Here is a 17,260-nt window from a genome sequence, read left to right as displayed (position 1 = left end):
TCTGCCGCTAGCGCCCTTTAAATACCGGCGCGCGGCGCTGGATAAATGCCTCCACACCCTCCCGGGCGTCTTCGCTGGCGGCAGCCCGTACTAAAGCCTGGGCCTCGTCTTCAAGCTGAGCATCAAAGGGTTGGCAAAAGGCGCTTGCCATTAACTTGCGCACCATGCCGAAAGCCACCGTCGGACCGTTGGCCAGTTTATTGATGTAGTCTTCCGTCACCGTCGCCAGCTGATCGTCCTCCACCACTTCGTCCACCAGACCTGCGGCGAAGGCCTGATCCGCATCAAGTACCTCGCCCAACATCAAAAAGCGTTTGGCGCGCGATACCCCCATCCGACTGGCAAGGCCGGTTGTCGCGCCGAGATCACAGGGAAACGCCACGTGGTGATAGGCGGCGCCATATTTCACCGAGCGCCCGCTCAACACCAAGTCACAGTTGGCCAGCACGGCCACCGCACCGCCCATTGCCACACCGTGAACACTAGCAATAACGGGTACATCAAGGCGCATTAAACGGGAAATGCCAATGTGCAACCCCGTCACCGAGCTGAGAATATTGTTGGGGAGATTCGCCAGATTCTTGCTGAAGGTCTTGATATCACCGCCAAGACTGAAATATTTTCCCCTAGCAGTGATCACCACCAGGCGCAGGTCTTTGATGGTCGTCAACTCATTGGCGACAAGACCAAATTCACGGCAAAAACTCTCATCCATGGTGTTGCCAGTATCCGGCTGGTTCCAGACAAGCCGAGCGACTCCCGCTGTTACCGTCAACTCGAAACTGTGATAACCCATGACACCTCCTTATACGATTATTGTTGGCTGTATTCGGGCGCGCCCCAAACACTCAGAGGATTAGGCCACATCTCACAGCCGCCTACCAATCCTTCCAACGAACGGCAGTTGGGCGCGTCCGGTGGGCATGGCATACTGCAACACAAACAGGTTCTTTGCTGTCTCAGGAGTCCCCGCAATACATGAGTGCATACGCCCCCAAGGGCTGGCTTCGCAATCCCCATGTCCAATCGGTACTGGCCTCTACCCTGCCCCGCCGTCTGCGTATTGCGCCCATGCTGCCCGCCCTGCGCCGGGCCAGCCGGCAGGTGGTACTCGACTGTGGCGACGGCCACCAATTGCTCGGTGAGTACGCCCAGCAAGCGGGCCGTAGCAAAGGCCTGATTACCCTGATTCACGGTTGGGAGGGCAGCTCCCAGTCCAGCTATATGCTCTCGGCGGGCGCGAGTTTTTTCCGGGCGGGCTACGATGTTTTTCGGTTAAACCTGCGTGACCACGGCCCCAGCCACCACCTTAACCGGGAGCTGTTTCACTCAGCCCGGCTTGAGGAAGTGATTGGCGCGATCAGGGCGATTCAATCCACCTACCCCCACGACTGGCAGTTTCTTGCCGGCTTTTCACTCGGGGGAAACTTCTGCCTGCGGGTTGCCGCCAAAGCCAGCGAAGCGGGCCTGCACTTGAATCAGACCCTGGCCGTGTGCCCGGTGCTGGACCCAGCCAAAACCATGGCTGCGCTGGAGAATGGGTGGTGGGTTTACGAGCGCTACTTTGTGCGCAAGTGGAAGGCGTCTTTGCAGAAAAAACTCGACCTGTACCCCGAGCTCAACTACCGGGAACAGCTTCTGGGAATGAACTCATTGCAGGCAATGAACCGCTACTTTGTGCCCGCCTTTACCCCCTATGCCAATGAGGAAGACTACTTCCGCGCCTATGCCCTTACTGGCGAGGTGCTGGCGCCACTGGACACCCCCGCCCATATCATCACCAGCAAAGATGACCCGATGATTCTGGCAGAAGATCTCAACCGTCTGGCCAGCAACCCTCACCTCACTGTCGAACTCACCGATTTTGGCGGGCACTGCGGCTATTTGAGCAACTACCGGCTGGACAGCTGGCTGGACCACCACCTGGTCAATCTGACCAACGCCTGCCGTTACCCCCATCAGCAATCGGCCTGACACCCACTGGCAACAGGGCAATCAGATCAGGCCGATGGCCCGACCAATATCCATCACCCGCTGGGCCTCTTCCACGTGAAGGGACTCGACCAGTTTACCGTCCACCAGCACCACCCCTTTGCCCGCTTGGCGAGCCTGATCCCAGGCGGCAACAATTTTTTCTGCCCGGGCAAGCTGCTCAGCAGAAGGTGAGAAATACTGGTTGGCCGGGGCGATCTGCTTGGGGTGAATCAGGGTCTTGCCGTCAAAACCCAGTTCGACGCCTTGTTGGCAGGAGCGCGCAAAACCGGCTTCGTCATCCAGGTCCAAATGGACACCATCAAACACATCCAGACCTTCGGCCCGGGCCGCAGCAACGCAGCGGCTGAGGGAAAACAGCAGTCCCTCACGGCTTGGGGTATGCGGCACCCGCAGGTCTTTGGCGAGGTCAGAAGTGCCGAGCACCAACGCGGCCATTCGCGGATGGGCGGCGGCCACCTCTTCCACCCGCAGTATGCCCCGAGGGGTTTCCGCCATGGCCCACAATTTCAGCTCACTGGGCGCGCCAGCGCTCTGCAGCACCTGCACCACCGCATGCACTTCCGCCGCGCTCTCCACCTTGGGGAGACACAAGGCACTCACTGGCAGGGTTGCAAAGGCCTGAATATCCGCCCGGCCCCAGGGGGTATCAAAGCCATTCACCCGCACCACCAATTGGCGCTTGCCATAGCCACCCTCCAGCACTGCGGCTTTCACCTGCTCCCGGGCAGCCTCTTTCTGGTCCGGCGCAACGGCGTCTTCCAGGTCAAGAATCAACACGTCGGCATCCAGCGAGCGGGCTTTTTCCAGCGCCCGCGCATTGGAACCGGGCATATACAAAACGGAGCGACGTGGTGTATAGGGCATGATGGCTTTCCTGACAAAAGCGGAATACTAACACGGCGCTGATCACTGGCGAGGCGGCGGAAAAAGATGCGCCCATTAATTGCGAACAATTCTCAATAAAACTAGAATGCGGCTAACGCTTTTGCCAGTCTCGGCCACGGCCACTTCGGAGAACACTATGCCGTCAGCTTCATCCCTGTTCCGCCACCTTCGCTATATCGGGATCGCCTGTGCGGCCATCCTCTGGGGCGGACCGGTGCTTGCCGCTTCACCCGCCAAAGCGGTGCCCAGCGAGACCGCCGTCATCGAGCACTATGCCGATCTTGCGGCAGCCATTTTTGGTGATGCCCACCAGGAGGCACTTTCCCTGCAACAGGCGGTGCTGGCCTTTTTGAAGACCCCCTCCGCCGAGACCCTGACCACCGCAAAGGCCGCCTGGCGCCGGGCCCGGGTGCCCTACATGCAAACCGAGGTGTTTCGCTTTGGTAATCCGGTGGTGGACGACTGGGAGGGCCAGCTGAACGCGTGGCCACTGGACGAGGGCCTGATTGACTACGTCAGCAACGACTATACCTTCGCCCTCGGTAATATCGGCGCCACGCTGAATATTATTGCCAACCCGGTGATTGAGCTCGGCGGTGCCCGCCTGGATACCACGACCCTTTCGCCCGCGGTGATCGCCGACCTCAACGAGCTGGGCGGCTCGGAAGCCAACGTCGCCACCGGCTATCACGCCATTGAGTTTTTGCTGTGGGGCCAGGACCTGCACGGCCACGCCCTCGGCGCGGGTGAGCGACCCTACACCGATTATGTCGAAGGCGACGGCTGCACCCACGGCAACTGCGACCGGCGCCGCCAATACCTCGCCGCCGCCACCCAGTTGCTGGTCGATGATTTGCAATACATGGCCGGTCAGTGGCAGCCCGGCGACAATGACAACTATCGGGAAACCTTCCTGTCGCTGGCCCCCAGCCAGGCCCTGGCCCGCATTTTTTACGGCATGGGCTCCCTGTCATTGGGCGAGCTGGGCGGCGAGCGGATCAAAGTCGCGCTGGAGGCCAACTCCACTGAAGACGAGCACGACTGCTTTAGCGACAACACCCACTGGTCTCACTACTACAACGGCCTGGGCATTGAGAATATTTTCCTCGGCCGATACCTGCGCGCCGACAACAGCGTGCTCAGTGGCCCCTCCCTGCAGGGCCTCGTTGCTGCCAAAAATGCGGCGGCCAGTAAGGCCACCATTGCCGCATTGGCCGACTCAATGGCGGCGCTAAAGAAACTGACCGACGTGGCTGAAGCACAACAGCAACCCCAGAAATTCGACATGCTGGTTGCCGAGGGCAATGAAGAAGGCCATCAGCTGCTGGCGGATATTCTGGCCGCGCTGGTGACCCAGACCCGCAGCCTGGAACAGGCCGCCGCAGCCATCGACATCGATCCCAATCAGCTCGGTTACTAGAGCTCGCGATTTTGCCCTTGCGCCACCGTATGCCCGCCAGCGCCAAACACATTCTCCTCGTCAGCGCGCTGGCGGTGGGGTTGGTCGGCTGCAGTGGCAAGCCCCCCCCGCCCTTGCCCGAGGGCTATGGCATCGCCAGCCGGGATAGCAATGTGCTCAGTCGCCCCCGCCCCGGCTTAACGCCGGAGCAGCGCCTGGAGTGGAGTGTTGGCCGCAGCTTTGCTGTACAGCCCTGGGTTGCTCCGCCGAGCACCACCACCGCCCGCGACGGTCTGGGCCCGCTGTTTAATGCCAACAGCTGCGCCGCCTGCCATCGCCACAATGGCCAGGGTCAGCTTCCCGAGCAGGGGCCGGGGATGATCCTGGTCTTGCGCAGCCCTGCCGCCACCCCCGACACCAATCTCAACCTAGGCGATCAGTTGCAGGACCGGGCACTGCCGGGCTGGCCAACCGAGGGTGAAATCCACTGGCGGGTACAAGGCGTTACTGTGGGTGAGCAATCCCTCGAGGCCAAACACTATTTTATTACCCAACACCCTCAGCGCCCGGTGTCGGCCAGACTGGCACCGGCGCTGGTGGGAATGGGCTTACTGGACCATGTCAGTGACGACACGCTAATCGCAATGAGCGACCCCGATGACACCGACGAAGACGGCATCTCCGGCCGGGTCAACACCGTCTGGGATGTTCAGCAAAAGCGATTTCGGCCCGGCCGCTTTGGCTGGAAGGCCAGCCAGCCCAGCCTGCGCCAGCAGTCGGCCCTGGCTTTTGCCCAAGATATCGGCGTGCGCTCCTCCCTCTACCCGCACCCGCTCTGCCCCGACAATGGCAACTGCGCCGCCGAGGTCGGCGTGGAGATCAACGACAAACTCCTGGGAGCGGTGTCTGACTATATTGCCAACCTGGCCATTCCCACCCCCGGCGATCACCAAGGTGATCCGGCGCTGGCCGCCGGTCGCGCCCAGTTTGATGATCTCGGTTGCGGCCAGTGTCATCGCCCCTACCTCAGTGCCGACCTGCCGGGTCGGGGAAGCGTGGAATTTCAAGCCTTCACCGACCTGTTACTCCATGACATGGGCCCGGGCCTGGCCGACACCATAGCCGCCTTCGCCGCCGAAGGCGCCGAGTGGCGTACCGCGCCCCTGTGGGGGCTTGGCCTACGCACCAGAGAAGCAGACAATACCCGCCTGCTTCACGATGGCCGGGCCGGGTCCATCCACGAGGCCATTCTTTGGCACGACGGTGAGGCCCAGCGCAGTCGACAGCGCTACCAAGCGCTCACCGACGCCCAACAACACATCCTCCAGCAATTTCTGCAGGCGCTTTAATGACCCAAATTAATATCCGTTTTGTCACCTTCCTCGTGTTTTTAACGCTGGCGCTCAGCGCCTGTTCGCCGCCGCCCGAGGAACAATTGCTGGCAGACACCACCCGGCTGAGCATCCTGCCAGCCTATCGGGATTTCCTGGCCGCCAGCCGCCAGCTGCGCGAAGCCACCACCACCTTTTGCAGCGCAACTGAACAGTCCACCGATACCTATACCGTGGTGCGCAGTGCATGGCGCAATACCGCCACCACCTGGGCGGGCATACAAAGTCTCCAGTTTGGTCCGCTGCTGGTCGACAACCAGGCCTGGAAAGTCCAGTTCTGGCCGGACCGCAAAAATTTGATTGCCAGAAAAGTGGAAGCCCTGATCAAGGAAGACGAACCCATCGATGTCGCCCGGGTTGAAAAAGCCAGTGTAGTGGTTCAGGGACTGTCAGCGCTGGAGTACTTACTGTTTGACGATATCGCCGGACAGCTAAGCCGCTATCAGCAAGCCGACAGCCAGCGCCGCTGTGACCTGCTCATTGCCGCCAGCGCCCATCTCGAGGGGGTCGCTATTTTTCTGCACACCGCCTGGCAAAGTGACGGCGGCAACTACGCGGCTACCTTCAGCCAACCCGGCAGCAACAATCAGGAATACCCCGAAGCCAAGGTAGCGATCGGCACCTTGCTCGACAGCCTGGTATACGGTTTAGAGTTGATCAAACGAGACAAGCTGGAGCGCCCCTTGGGGCTCGCCGAGACCGGAACGCAAATATATCTGCTCGAATGGTGGCGCGCGCGTTACAGCCGGGCCGCCATTGTCGCCAACCTCAGCGCCCTGCATCAGCTGTTTAGCGCCGGCGAAGGCTTTGGCCTGGATGATTATCTACAACAGGTTGTCGATGGCACCGACCTGGCGAAGGCCATTGACCAGGGTTTCAGACACGTCATCAGCCAGGCCAGCGAGATTGAGACGCCGCTTTTTGACGCCCCCAACTCGCCAGAAACGCTGGCCCAGGCAAAAGCACTGAGCGACACGATTACCGAACTGGAAGTGCGCATCAAAAAGGAGATTCCGCCCTTGCTGGGCATCACCCTCAGCTTTAACTCCAGTGACGGCGACTAACCCCGTGGGACAGATGAAGATGAAACGCCGGGATTTTCTGTTTGCCAGCGGTATGCTGCTCGCCCTGCCTACCCCCCTATGGGGCCGCAACAGCGAGCGCTATTCGCCGGTGATCAGCGCCGCCCGACTGGGCAAAGGCGAGTACCGGATCGGCCGATGGGATCAGAATCACTGGACGGCTGCCGCCGATATTGGCCATCGGGGGCACGACAGCCAGTTCCATCGCCAGCGCAATGAGCTGCTGTTTTTCTCCCGCCGCCCCGGCCGGGAGATTTTCATTATTGATGGCGCCAGCGGTCAGTTGAAACGGCAGGTCGAGGCTAGCGAGGGTTACCACTATTACGGTCACGGCTGCCTGAGCGCCGATGGCCGTTATCTCTATACCACCGAAAATCACGTCGCCGGTGACGGCCAGGGTGCGATTGGCGTTTACGACTGCGTCAATGATTACGCGTTAGTCAGACACCTGGACTGCGCCGGCATCGGCCCTCACCAGATTGCGCTGATGCCAGATCAGCAGACCCTGGTTGTCGCAATGGGCAGCATCAAGACCTTGCCCGACAGCGGCCGGGTCACTCTGAATTTTGACGCCATGGCACCGGCGCTGCACTACATCGACCGGCACAGCGGTATTCTGCTCGAGGCGGTCCCCTCTCCTCACCAACACCTGAGCCTGCGCCACCTGGATGTCAGCCCCACAGGCACCGTGGTAGTGGGCGGCCAATTCCAGGCCGAACTGCCGACGCCGCTGCCGTTGGTGTATCAACACCGCCGCGGCGGTGAGCTCCAGGCCCTGGCGCTGGGTGACGTTCCCCTGGTCTTGGACAGCAGCTACGTTGCCAGCGTGAGTATTGATGACCAGGGAAAATTTGCTGTCACCACCTGCCCCCGGGATGATGTGGTGTGCCTGTGGAATTTGGCAGAGGGTCATCTGGCGAGCAGCTATCGCCTGCCCGACGTGGCCGGGACCGTTTATGATGCCCGCCACCAACAATTCATTCTCAGCAATGGCGGCGGCCAACTGATGGGCCTGCGCCCCGGTTCGCCCCGTTTGTTCGCCCTGGATTACGCCAGCGGCGTTCACTGGGACAACCATCTGCGGCTAGCCTAGGAGCCATCATGCGACGTCGCGACTTTGTCACTTCCGCCCTTGTGGGAGCCCTGGGCAGCGGCCTGCCACGCTTTACCCTGGCCATGAGCTCTGCCGATCAGGCCGGGCGCAACAAAACCCACTATAAACTGACCGCCGAGCTCGCCACGGGCGAGATCGTCCCGGGACAGCAGACCACCATATTTGGCTACAACGGCCAGTTTCCCGCGCCAGTGATTCGCGCGCGACAAGGCGAAGTCCTGCGGGTGGAGTTTCACAACAAGCTCACCCAGGCCACCACCATCCACTGGCATGGCATCCGCTTGCCCAATGCCATGGATGGCGTCCCCGGCTTGACCCAGGCCCCCATTGAACCCGGCGAGCGCTTTGTCTACGAGTTTACGCCGCCTGATGCCGGCACGTTTTGGTACCACCCCCACATTCACAGCATTGAACAGCTCGGCAAAGGCCTGGTCGGCGCGCTGATCGTCGAGGAGCAACAGCCCCAACCCTATCACGATGTCATCATTGGTCTTAAAGACTGGCGGCTGAACCCAGACGGTAGTTACCTGCCCCTTTCACTGCCCCGGGAGGCATTTCGGGCCGGCACACTGGGCACCGTGGCGACGGTGAACGGCCAACAACAGCCGACAATCGATGTGCCTGCAGGAAAGGTGCTGCGACTGCGCTTTTTGAATATGGATAACACTCGGGTCTTTAATTTGAGCCTCGGCAAGCAGCCCGCCCAGATCATCGCCATTGACGGCAGTCCCGTGGCTGCGCCGCGAACCTTCGACCAGTTTGCCGCCGGCGCCGGCATGCGTCTGGATCTGGCGGTGCACAGCCCCAACGAGATTGGCAAAGAGATTCCAGTGTTCGATATGAAGGGGCGCTTTGGCCGCGAGATCGCCCGCCTGCGCACCGTGGACGGCGCCACAGCGCCCACACCTAACCACTCGATACAGGCGCTGCCCACCAACCCCATCGCCAAGCCCGACCTGGCTGACGCCGAGACACTAAACTTTGTTTTTGAATGGCAGGGCGCCTTGTCGCCGAGCAACCGACATGGCGATGTCGATCACAGCTTTTGGCTGATAAACCGCCGAGCCTGGGAAGGCGAGCACGGCGCGGGACCGTTGCCCGAGCCGCTGGCGCGGCTGACACTGGGCAAGAGTTATGTGGTCAACCTGCACAACGCCACTCCTCATCATCACCCCATCCACCTGCATGGGCTGATTTTTACCGTGTTGCAATCAGACAAGCGACACATAACGCCCTATGAGACCGACACGATATTGATGGAAAAAAATGAGCGTGCGCAGATCGCTTTTGTGGCGGATAACCCGGGGAAATGGATGTTTCACTGCCATGTGATTGAGCATATGAAAACCGGGTTTATGGGCTATATCGAAATCAGCTGACGGGGCCCGTAGCACTGGGCGCTATCCGTGCAGGATACATCATCGCTTAACCCTTTTCCCCGGTACTGCCGCTCGCCCTGCTATTTGTGCATCGCCACAACATTGGCGACACTCGCGTCGGCCGTACTGGCCTGATCCACCGCGGCATCACCGCTATTGCTGCGAACTACCGACGCTGCGGCCGCTTTACGCCGACGGGCAGACTCCCCGGTCAGCACCGGCTTGGTCAGCAGGCTCATCAACTCTTTGAAGGATTTATCCAGGCAGGCTTGATACAGCTCGGGATCGGGCATGGCATCCCGGTTGGCCAACACGGTAACCGAGGCTTTGCCCTGGGCAGTGTAAATCAGGTGGTTCAGGCCGATACCTGGTGTTAATGAACCAAGGCCATAGAAGCGCGTCAGACTGGCTCCGGCGCAGAACAAGGGAAATTGCGGTCCCGTTACATGGGACACATAGGTAGCCACCCCCATCGAAAAGCGATTGCTCAGGCGACGAACATAACCCTGGCTGATCGGCCGGCCAAATACCGGCGGCAATAACCCGGGGAGATAGCGCGCTTCCGACAAGGGCGACGAGGTCGCAAAATGACGCGCCTCCAGGTGGCTTTCATGAATTTCCGCCAGGCGCTCGGCGGGATCGCCAATTTCGGTGTGCAGGGCCATCAAGGCCATGCCCCCCCGGCCACCCTGGGAGCGAAAGCGGCGCCCGGCCGATGAAGCAGGCACCAGGGTTGTCAGGCTTTCATCCGGCAGCTCCTCGTGCACGGTTAAATAATGCCGCAATGCGCCAGAGACCAGTGCCAGTAAGACATCATCGGCTTCCACACTGTAGATCCGCGCCAGCTTGTTGACTTCATCCAGGGGAATGTCCGCGGTAACCATCGAACGATTAGGCCCCACGCGGGAGTTAAAGCGGGTGCGCGGCGCGGACAGCGGCGGCAGATTGAGTTCTTTCTGTTGAAGTTCAAGGGCGGTTTTGCCCAAGCCCTTAAGCAAATCAAAGCTCCCCTTCCACAATTTGGCCGAGTTGCTCAACGAGTTGGTCAGCGCGCGCATTACCAGGCTCGACGATGACGGCGGCACCTGTCTGGCCCGACGCGGCGCGGGGGTTACCGACTCGGGGTTGGGTTCGAGATCGTGAATAACCGCCATAATAGAATTACTGCCAGCGCCTTCTACCAGCGCGTGGTGCATCTTGGTGTAGACCGCAAAGGCGCCTTTGGGCAGCCCCGGAATATTATCCAAGCCTTCAATGATGTAACTGACCCACAGGGGTTTGGCCATATCCAAGGGCTGGGCATGAAGCCGCGCGATCAGAATACACAGCTGACGCCAATCACCCGGTTTGGGCAGGGCCACATGGCGGAGGTGAAACTCGATATCGAAATTGGGATCGAGGGACCAGTAGGGATGATCCAGGTCGCCTGGCACACGCAGCAGACGGGAGCGAAAAATCGTGTGCTTTTGTAGCCGCTTCTCAAAGTTACTGATGATGCCAGTAAAGCGCACTTTTGCACCCGGCGCAGAGGCGGGGTCATAGATACCCAACCCGCCGACATGCTGTGGCGTATCCGGGTGCTCCATGTTGATATAGGCACTGTCGAAAATTCCCAACTGCTTCATTAGCCCCGTCCTCTTTTTATCACCCGCGTTTCGCCGACTATTAGGGTCCAACTGGAAAAAGACATTTTTCATAAAAGTGTCAATCACCAGATAGTAGCCGAATCCCACCACGACGCCAGTAAAACCTTGCCAAAGACGAAAAATACCCGGCCGCCGTGGCAAATTATGTTATCGCCTACGCAGATTCCAGGTTTTAAGCCGGTTGTCAGACGACCGCAGGGCATAACGCTATTCAAGCAGGGGAAGGCAATACAGAACAGAGGGCCCGCTGCGATTTCGCACCGGGCCTTGATATTACTCAGAATTTTCTAATTTGTGCTCTAGCTGCGCTGGCGGGCCGGGGGCTCGGCACCCACGTGGGCAACATTGCGCTGCCGGGCCAACTCGACTTGTTTTTGCCGGTCGCGAAAGCGCTGCCGCTGGCTGTCGGTAAGATTGTCGTGGCAGGCCGGACAGCTTACCCCCTCCTCATACAGCGGGCTGCGCTTTTCTTCTTCGCCAATCGGCTCCCGGCAACCGTGACACAACTCATAACTGCCGGGGTTCAAGCCGTGTCCGACCGAGACGCGGTTATCGAAGACAAAACATTCACCCTGCCAGAGGCTATCGTCGGCGGGCACCTCTTCCAGATATTTGAGAATACCGCCCTCGAGGTGGTACACCTCGGCAAAACCCTCCTGGCGCATAAACGAGGAGGCCTTCTCGCAGCGAATACCGCCGGTACAAAACATGGCGACTTTCTTGTGCTGCTGCGGGTTATAGTGGCTGCGCACATACTCGGGAAACTCGCGGAAGCTTTGGGTATCCGGGTTCACCGCGCCTTTAAAGCTGCCAATTTTCACTTCGTAGTCGTTGCGGGTGTCTATCACCAACACGTCCGGGTCAGAGATCAAGGCGTTCCAGTCGGCGGGTTTCACATACTGGCCCACCACCTCATTGGGGTCGATACCGGCCACCCCCATGGTGACGATTTCCTTCTTCAACTTGACCTTCATGCGGTAAAACGGCTGGGCAGTGTCGAAGGATTCTTTGTGACTCAAGTCGGCCAATCGCGGGTCCTGCCGCAGGTAGGTCAACACCCGGTCGATCCCCTCTCGGGAACCCGCAATGGTGCCGTTTATCCCTTCGGCCGCCAGGAGCAGGGTACCCTTCACACCGGCATCCAGGCAGGTCTGCAGCAGGTCTTCACGCAGGTCTTTGTAGTCCGGCAAGGAGACAAACTTGTACAGCGCAGCGACAACAAACTCGCTCATCTCAGTGTTTACTCCTCTCAGGGACCGGCCTTGTCGTGTTTGCTGCCACCCAGGCAATTGGGGGAGTCCGGCACGCTGCCGTTTTTTTCCTGCCACTCGCCCGGGGTGTAGGTGTGCAGCGCAAGGGCATGAACCGGGCCTTTCAGCTCGTCTGCCAATATTTGATACATCCGCTGATGCCGGGCAACCTTGCGCTGGCCATCAAAGGCATCGGCGACGATGGCAACCTTGAAGTGGGTCTCCGAGTTGGCCGGCACATTGTGCATATGGCTCTCATTTACCACCTCCAGATACCGTGGCGACAGGGCCGCCTCCAGCTTGCGTTGAATCGTGTCCTGAACTGACATGAAGATCACCAAATTACCGGAAGACAAAAATCAGGGGCGGCATTATACCCCAAGGACTCAGGATTTGGCCCGGCCATACAGGGCCGCACCAAAGGCGCGATTGGCCCAGTAGCGCAGCGCCTCGGGGTCGTCCATGGCCTCCTCCGGCGCCTGGTAATAGCTGAGATTGATTTGACGCTCGCCGCGACTGTAGCTAAACGGCACCAGCCCCATGGCTTCAAATTCTGCCTGCAGCGGCGCGTCGACTTTCAGGTACAGCACGTTGTCGAAGACGATGGCGAACATCAAGCCCTCCAGAAAATAGCCATGACCGCCAAACATCCGCCGCCGCTCCACCGGCCCCACCAGTTGGAGCTGATCGAGCAGAAATTCAACAAAATCAGGCGTTGACGGCATGGCGGTCAGTAACGGATTCCCACGCCAGAGGGGACACCACCAGTGAGTCGGCCAGCGCGGCCAGACGGATAAACAGGGCGTCTTCGTCGGCGGCCAGCCCCCAGCGCACAACCCCCTGCTCGCCCCAGTGATACACCCTCACCGACAAGCCAAAGGAATAGCAGCGCTGCTGAAGCGCCAAGGCAAAACCTAGCGAAAACACCTGGGAAATAAACAAAGGCGTAATCACTGTGCCGGCCACCTCGCCAAACACCTGACCGATGCGCGCCCCCTGTCGCTGAGCCGCCTGTTGCAGGTGGGTACGCATATGGCCGTGCCACTGCTGATCGGCCAACATCCGCGCACCCGCCGCCTGGGCAAGACTGTTCACTGCCCAGGGGCCCTGCGCCTCCTCGAGCTGCGCAAGCAGGGTTGGCGCGCCGAGCACAAAGCCCAACCGCAGTCCCGGCAGGCCAAAAAATTTACCCGTGGAACGCAGCACTGTCACTCCGGCATTCACCAGGGTGGCACAGTCGCCATTGTCGTCCAGCACATCAGCGTAAGCCTGGTCGACCAACAGCATATTGTTTGCCGGCAGCTGCTGACGCCAGCGCAATATATCGCGGGTGGAATAACGACATCCGGTGGGGTTGTTAGGGCTAACCAGCACAAGGTGGTCCAACTCGCCGCGGCCAATCAGGTCATCTACCTGGGCAACCTGGTCGTGGTCAAAAAAGCGGCAGTGGTGCCCGGCCCCCTGCCAGCGATAGGCATGTTCTTCGTAGGCTGGCCCCGGGAGCGCAACCCTCCCCGGCGAAACCCATTGGGGCAGCAGCTGAATCGGCGTCTGACTGCCCGACGTCGCTAACAGCTGGGTTGGCAATACCCGGTAATACGCTGCCGCCGCCTGCTGGAGCTTACGATCAAAATAGGGGAGCTTGTCGAGGCTGCCCAGACAATCAGCGGGCACCGGCCACGGCCAGGGGTTTATCCCTGTGGCCAGATCCAGCATGGGCCCCCATGCGGATTCGGCGGGCACCTGCTGGGGATTGCCCCCATGCTCGGGGCGGGGAAGCGACTCACTCATTTGTCCTGTTACCCATTTATCGCTGAATACAAACCGCCCAACACCAATAGCACCGCAAGCCACAGGGTAAAGACACCAAACACCAACTTCATCGCCCGCCCGACATCGGCCGGCTCGGGGCTGCGCCCCGCGCCGAGCGCCGGACGAATAACCTGCTGGTCATGATAGCGCGCCGCCCCACCCAACTCTATGCCGAGGGCAGCCGCGCCAGCGGCCATCACCGAGCCCGCGTTGATACTCTTCCAATGCCAGCCCTGGCGCCACCAGCATTGCCAAACTACCCGCTTGGCCGACAGCAGCGCAAAGCTGCCGGCGGTTAGCTGGGCGGGAATAAAATTCAACACATCATCGACCCGGGCAGACCAGTGCCCAAAGTGCAGGAAGCGGGCGCTGCGATAGCCCCACATGGCATCCAGTGTATTGCTCAGTCGATGCAGCACCACCCCAGCCGGCCCCGCCACAGCGCACCAAAACAAGGAGGCAAAAAACGCATCGCTGCAATTCTCCAGGGTAGTTTCCAGGGTGGCGGTCAAAATCTGGGCTGCGGTCAGCTCTTGGGTATCCCGGCTGACAATGTAGCCCAATCGCCGCCGAGCCTCCTCAAGGTCTTGGCCTGACAGCGCCACCACAATAGGAATCACATGTTCGGCCATGCTGCGCCAGGCAATCGCCAGATAGAGAACCAACACCGAAAATCCCCAGAACAGCCACAGCGACTGCGCTGCCAGGAAGCTGCCGATCCAGTGGGTGAGTAACACCGGCGGCAGTACCATCACGCACCAGGCCACTATCCCAGCCACCATCCCAGCCAATGTCACATACCGTTTAGACGGACCTGAATTTAGTCGTTTTTCCAACCAGCCTGCCAACCGACCAAATCCGGCAAGGGGGTGAAAGCATGGCGTCTCACCCAGCAATTGGTCCAGGCAAAAGGCCACGAGCCAAAGACCGGCAAGCAAACCGAAGGGGTAAAAATCAGACATGCGGAAATCATTCCTAGGGGCAGATCAGGCGGCCACCGCGCTGCATACAGACCGGTACAGATGGTTTGACTCGCGGAAGGTAGCCCGGCGATGCGCCGGGCAATCTGCAATCAGACAGCCAGCTTGTAAAACGAGGCCGCATTATCCCACAAAACCCGCTTGGCACTACTGTCGCCAAGGGCACTGCCGATAATCTCAATATCAACCGAGTGGAACGGCCGGGGGGCCCGGGTGGAAGGAAGATCGGTGCCGAACATCAGCGCGTCGGGGTTGATGTCGTACAGGCGCTTGATGGCCTGACTCACAGCGAAATCCACCCGGCCAAAGCCGGTGGCCTTCACTCGAATGCCGCTCTCGGCCAGACGGTAAAGCATGGGCAGCCCTTCTTTGGACAGGCCCAAATGGTCAATACTGACCGCGGGCAAGGTCCGCAGCATTGCCTCAATTTCGGCCAGACTCTTGCTGTCGGCATAAATCTCGATATGCCAACCAAGCAGCTCGAAAATCCGCCAGGCGAAATCGGCCATGTACTCCACGCAGTCGAAACCACCACGACGCAGGTTGAAGCGCACCGCACGCACGCCGCCATCGGCGAGTTCAAATAACTCTTTGTCGGAAATGGTCGGCTTAACCTGAGTAACCCCCACAAAACCGGGGCCCAGCTGGCGCAGCGCCGTGAGCAAATATTGCTGGTCATAACTTTGAAAGGAGCCAGCAACCACCGCGCCACCGGCAATGCCCAGATCCGCGGTGCGGCCCACATAGTCGTCAACGGTGAAAGGATCAGGCGCATAGCCATCATTGGGCTCGACCGGAAAACCGGGATCCACGATATGCAGATGGGCATCAAAAATCATGTGTTTCATGAACAACCACCTCCCGAGTGTGCTGGGTGGTGGACTAACCCGCTTTACAACAACCGCCCAAGAACGGGGCGAAATAGGAGGCCAGTCCAGACTTCTTATTGTTTTCTTGCTGAAACCTGAACACCAAAAATCGCAGATTTGCTATATGAATGCAAACGCTAAATTACGGCTGGGCGTCGTTAGTGTGTCGTAGCGCAGAGTTTTTCGCTTCAATCCATTGGGACATAAACTTTTCACTGCGCAGGCGCTGTTGACGAATCATCAAGCCATAAAAAAATTGTTGCCTATGGGCTTCCACGTCTTGGCTTATTGCCTTGATTTTATTAGCAAGCTCCTCTGCGAACCCATCCATCGCAAAAGCCGATTTCAGCAGTATCATCCCTTTGGCAGCGCTGTCTCGCCAGGCGGTCTCATTCATGTACAACTCAACGGCGCTGTCAATAAAGTCCGGCAAGGTATCAGCGACCCGCCCCGGCCAGTGCGCTGCCGATGCCATGCCCTCCGCCCCGATGGAGGTCGTTACCGAGGGCGTAGCGCATTCCATGGCTTCCAGCAGCTTCCCTTTTTGCCCGGCGCCAAACCGTAATGGCGCGAGGCAAAGGCGCGCCTTTGCCACCACTTCGGCGGCATTCTCCGCCCACCCTTTCAACAAAAAGCCAAGCTTGTCACTGTGCAATTGCTGGGCCTTTGGCGGCTGATAGGCGCCATAAATATGACACTGCACCTGACCACCCAGGCGTTGCCGCAGGGCCGGCCATATTTGATTTCGCAACAGCGTCAGGGCATCCCAGTTGGGTTCGTGGCGAAAATTGCCCAACATGATGCAGTGCTCCCGCTGGCAATAGCTGCGGCGATTAACAGACACGGGACCGGCCTGACTCAATAGCGGCAAGTAGGTCAATAAACGCCGGTCTACCGCAAAGTGCTCGACCAGCAGAGCAATTTCCGCTGGCGAAATCATAATGCTCAGATCGCTGCGCCAGATGGCGGCGATTTCCCGCAGGGCAATATCGCTGTTGAAGTTAAGGGCATGGGTGGGCAACGCTGCCGCCAGATCCGCTGCCCTATCGGCTGGCAGGGATTTGATTTTTTGCTGCCGAGCCGCACGCAGGCAGTGCAGGTCCTCGGTATCGATAATCCGCGCGGCCGCGGGCCAACTGCGCTCGACTCGCCAGCCAAATTGCTCCTCGCACAGAAAGCGATCAAACACCACCGCGTCGGGCTGAAGCTGGCGCACCTGCTCATCAAAGCTGCTGCAATTGAGCTTGATCGGCAGCGAAGTCACCCCGAGCGCAGCGAGATCAGCGGGGTTTTGTCCGGGCTCAGCCGCGCAAGCAAAAGTGACGCGCGCACCCATGTGCTGAAACAGAGAAATCAAATCCAGGATTCGGCGGCCGGCAGCCGACGAACGGGGCTCGGGCCAGACATAGCCCACAAACAAAACGGTGTTCAACAGAGTGCCTACCCGCAGCTGGTTAA

16 protein-coding genes are annotated in these 17,260 nt (G+C 59.6%); 6 read left to right on the top strand and 10 right to left on the bottom strand.

Going from position 1 to position 17,260, the window contains the following annotated elements; genetic code table 11:
• Positions 1-7 precede the first annotated feature (7 nt).
• Positions 8-796 (bottom strand): enoyl-CoA hydratase/isomerase family protein, encoded by a 789-nt coding sequence (locus NCG89_RS15595; protein ID WP_251087484.1) that lies wholly within the window; start codon positions 794-796, stop codon positions 8-10.
• Between the two features lie 182 nt (positions 797-978).
• Between NCG89_RS15595 and NCG89_RS15590 the strand changes: the two genes are divergently transcribed.
• Positions 979-1,974, top strand: a complete 996-nt coding sequence (locus tag NCG89_RS15590) for a YheT family hydrolase (protein ID WP_251087483.1) — start codon at positions 979-981, stop codon at positions 1,972-1,974.
• A gap of 21 nt (positions 1,975-1,995) precedes the next feature.
• Here the strand turns inward: NCG89_RS15590 and NCG89_RS15585 are convergent, their stop codons facing one another.
• Positions 1,996-2,859, bottom strand: a complete 864-nt coding sequence (locus NCG89_RS15585; protein WP_251087482.1) for an HpcH/HpaI aldolase/citrate lyase family protein — start codon at positions 2,857-2,859, stop codon at positions 1,996-1,998.
• A gap of 157 nt (positions 2,860-3,016) precedes the next feature.
• On the opposite strand from NCG89_RS15585, the gene NCG89_RS15580 reads away from it, so the two are divergent.
• The 5 genes from NCG89_RS15580 to NCG89_RS15560 are packed head-to-tail and all read left to right on the top strand — an operon-like array spanning position 3,017 to position 9,245.
• A complete protein-coding gene (locus NCG89_RS15580; RefSeq protein ID WP_251087481.1) occupies positions 3,017-4,300 on the top strand; it encodes an imelysin family protein in 1,284 nt (427 codons plus the stop codon).
• 17 nt (positions 4,301-4,317) lie between these two features.
• Entirely contained in the window at positions 4,318-5,628 is a 1,311-nt protein-coding gene (locus tag NCG89_RS15575) for a di-heme oxidoredictase family protein (RefSeq protein WP_251087480.1), read from the top strand.
• Positions 5,628-6,734 carry an imelysin family protein gene (locus NCG89_RS15570; RefSeq protein WP_251087479.1) on the top strand — a complete coding sequence of 369 codons (1,107 nt, stop codon included), beginning with the start codon at positions 5,628-5,630 and terminating at the stop codon, positions 6,732-6,734. The genes NCG89_RS15575 and NCG89_RS15570 overlap by 1 nt, the downstream gene beginning before the upstream one ends.
• 13 nt (positions 6,735-6,747) lie before the next feature.
• Positions 6,748-7,845: a DUF1513 domain-containing protein gene (locus NCG89_RS15565; RefSeq protein WP_251087478.1), complete on the top strand. Its 1,098-nt coding sequence runs from the start codon at positions 6,748-6,750 to the stop codon at positions 7,843-7,845.
• A gap of 8 nt (positions 7,846-7,853) precedes the next feature.
• The gene (locus NCG89_RS15560) at positions 7,854-9,245 is read left to right on the top strand and encodes a multicopper oxidase family protein (protein WP_251087477.1); all 1,392 of its coding nucleotides are present in this window, start codon (positions 7,854-7,856) and stop codon (positions 9,243-9,245) included.
• 80 nt (positions 9,246-9,325) lie between these two features.
• Here NCG89_RS15560 and NCG89_RS15555 read toward each other — a convergent pair whose 3' ends face one another.
• From NCG89_RS15555 to NCG89_RS15520, 8 genes are all read right to left on the bottom strand, one after another.
• A complete protein-coding gene (locus NCG89_RS15555) occupies positions 9,326-10,870 on the bottom strand; it encodes a wax ester/triacylglycerol synthase family O-acyltransferase (protein ID WP_251087476.1) in 1,545 nt (514 codons plus the stop codon).
• A 320-nt stretch (positions 10,871-11,190) separates the two neighbouring features.
• Positions 11,191-12,123 (bottom strand): oxygen-dependent tRNA uridine(34) hydroxylase TrhO, encoded by a 933-nt coding sequence (trhO, locus tag NCG89_RS15550; RefSeq protein WP_251087475.1) that lies wholly within the window; start codon positions 12,121-12,123, stop codon positions 11,191-11,193.
• 17 nt (positions 12,124-12,140) lie between these two features.
• Complete coding sequence (locus NCG89_RS15545) at positions 12,141-12,470, bottom strand: BolA family protein (RefSeq protein ID WP_251087474.1); 330 nt, start codon at positions 12,468-12,470, stop codon at positions 12,141-12,143.
• Positions 12,471-12,527: 57 nt separating this feature from the next.
• Positions 12,528-12,866 carry a TfoX/Sxy family protein gene (locus NCG89_RS15540; RefSeq protein ID WP_251087473.1) on the bottom strand — a complete coding sequence of 113 codons (339 nt, stop codon included), beginning with the start codon at positions 12,864-12,866 and terminating at the stop codon, positions 12,528-12,530.
• Positions 12,850-13,932: an aminotransferase class I/II-fold pyridoxal phosphate-dependent enzyme gene (locus NCG89_RS15535; protein WP_251087472.1), complete on the bottom strand. Its 1,083-nt coding sequence runs from the start codon at positions 13,930-13,932 to the stop codon at positions 12,850-12,852. The genes NCG89_RS15540 and NCG89_RS15535 overlap by 17 nt, the downstream gene beginning before the upstream one ends.
• Positions 13,933-13,940: 8 nt before the next feature.
• Complete coding sequence (gene cbiB, locus NCG89_RS15530; protein ID WP_251087471.1) at positions 13,941-14,915, bottom strand: adenosylcobinamide-phosphate synthase CbiB; 975 nt, start codon at positions 14,913-14,915, stop codon at positions 13,941-13,943.
• Between the two features lie 110 nt (positions 14,916-15,025).
• Complete coding sequence (locus NCG89_RS15525; protein WP_251087470.1) at positions 15,026-15,781, bottom strand: amidohydrolase family protein; 756 nt, start codon at positions 15,779-15,781, stop codon at positions 15,026-15,028.
• Between the two features lie 163 nt (positions 15,782-15,944).
• Positions 15,945-17,234, bottom strand: a complete 1,290-nt coding sequence (locus NCG89_RS15520) for a glycosyltransferase (protein ID WP_251087469.1) — start codon at positions 17,232-17,234, stop codon at positions 15,945-15,947.
• Positions 17,235-17,260: the final 26 nt, after the last annotated feature.

The organism is Spongiibacter taiwanensis, from assembly GCF_023702635.1.
In the GTDB taxonomy this organism is placed as follows: domain Bacteria; phylum Pseudomonadota; class Gammaproteobacteria; order Pseudomonadales; family Spongiibacteraceae; genus Spongiibacter; species Spongiibacter taiwanensis.
This window is presented reverse-complemented; position numbering and strand designations above follow the sequence as displayed.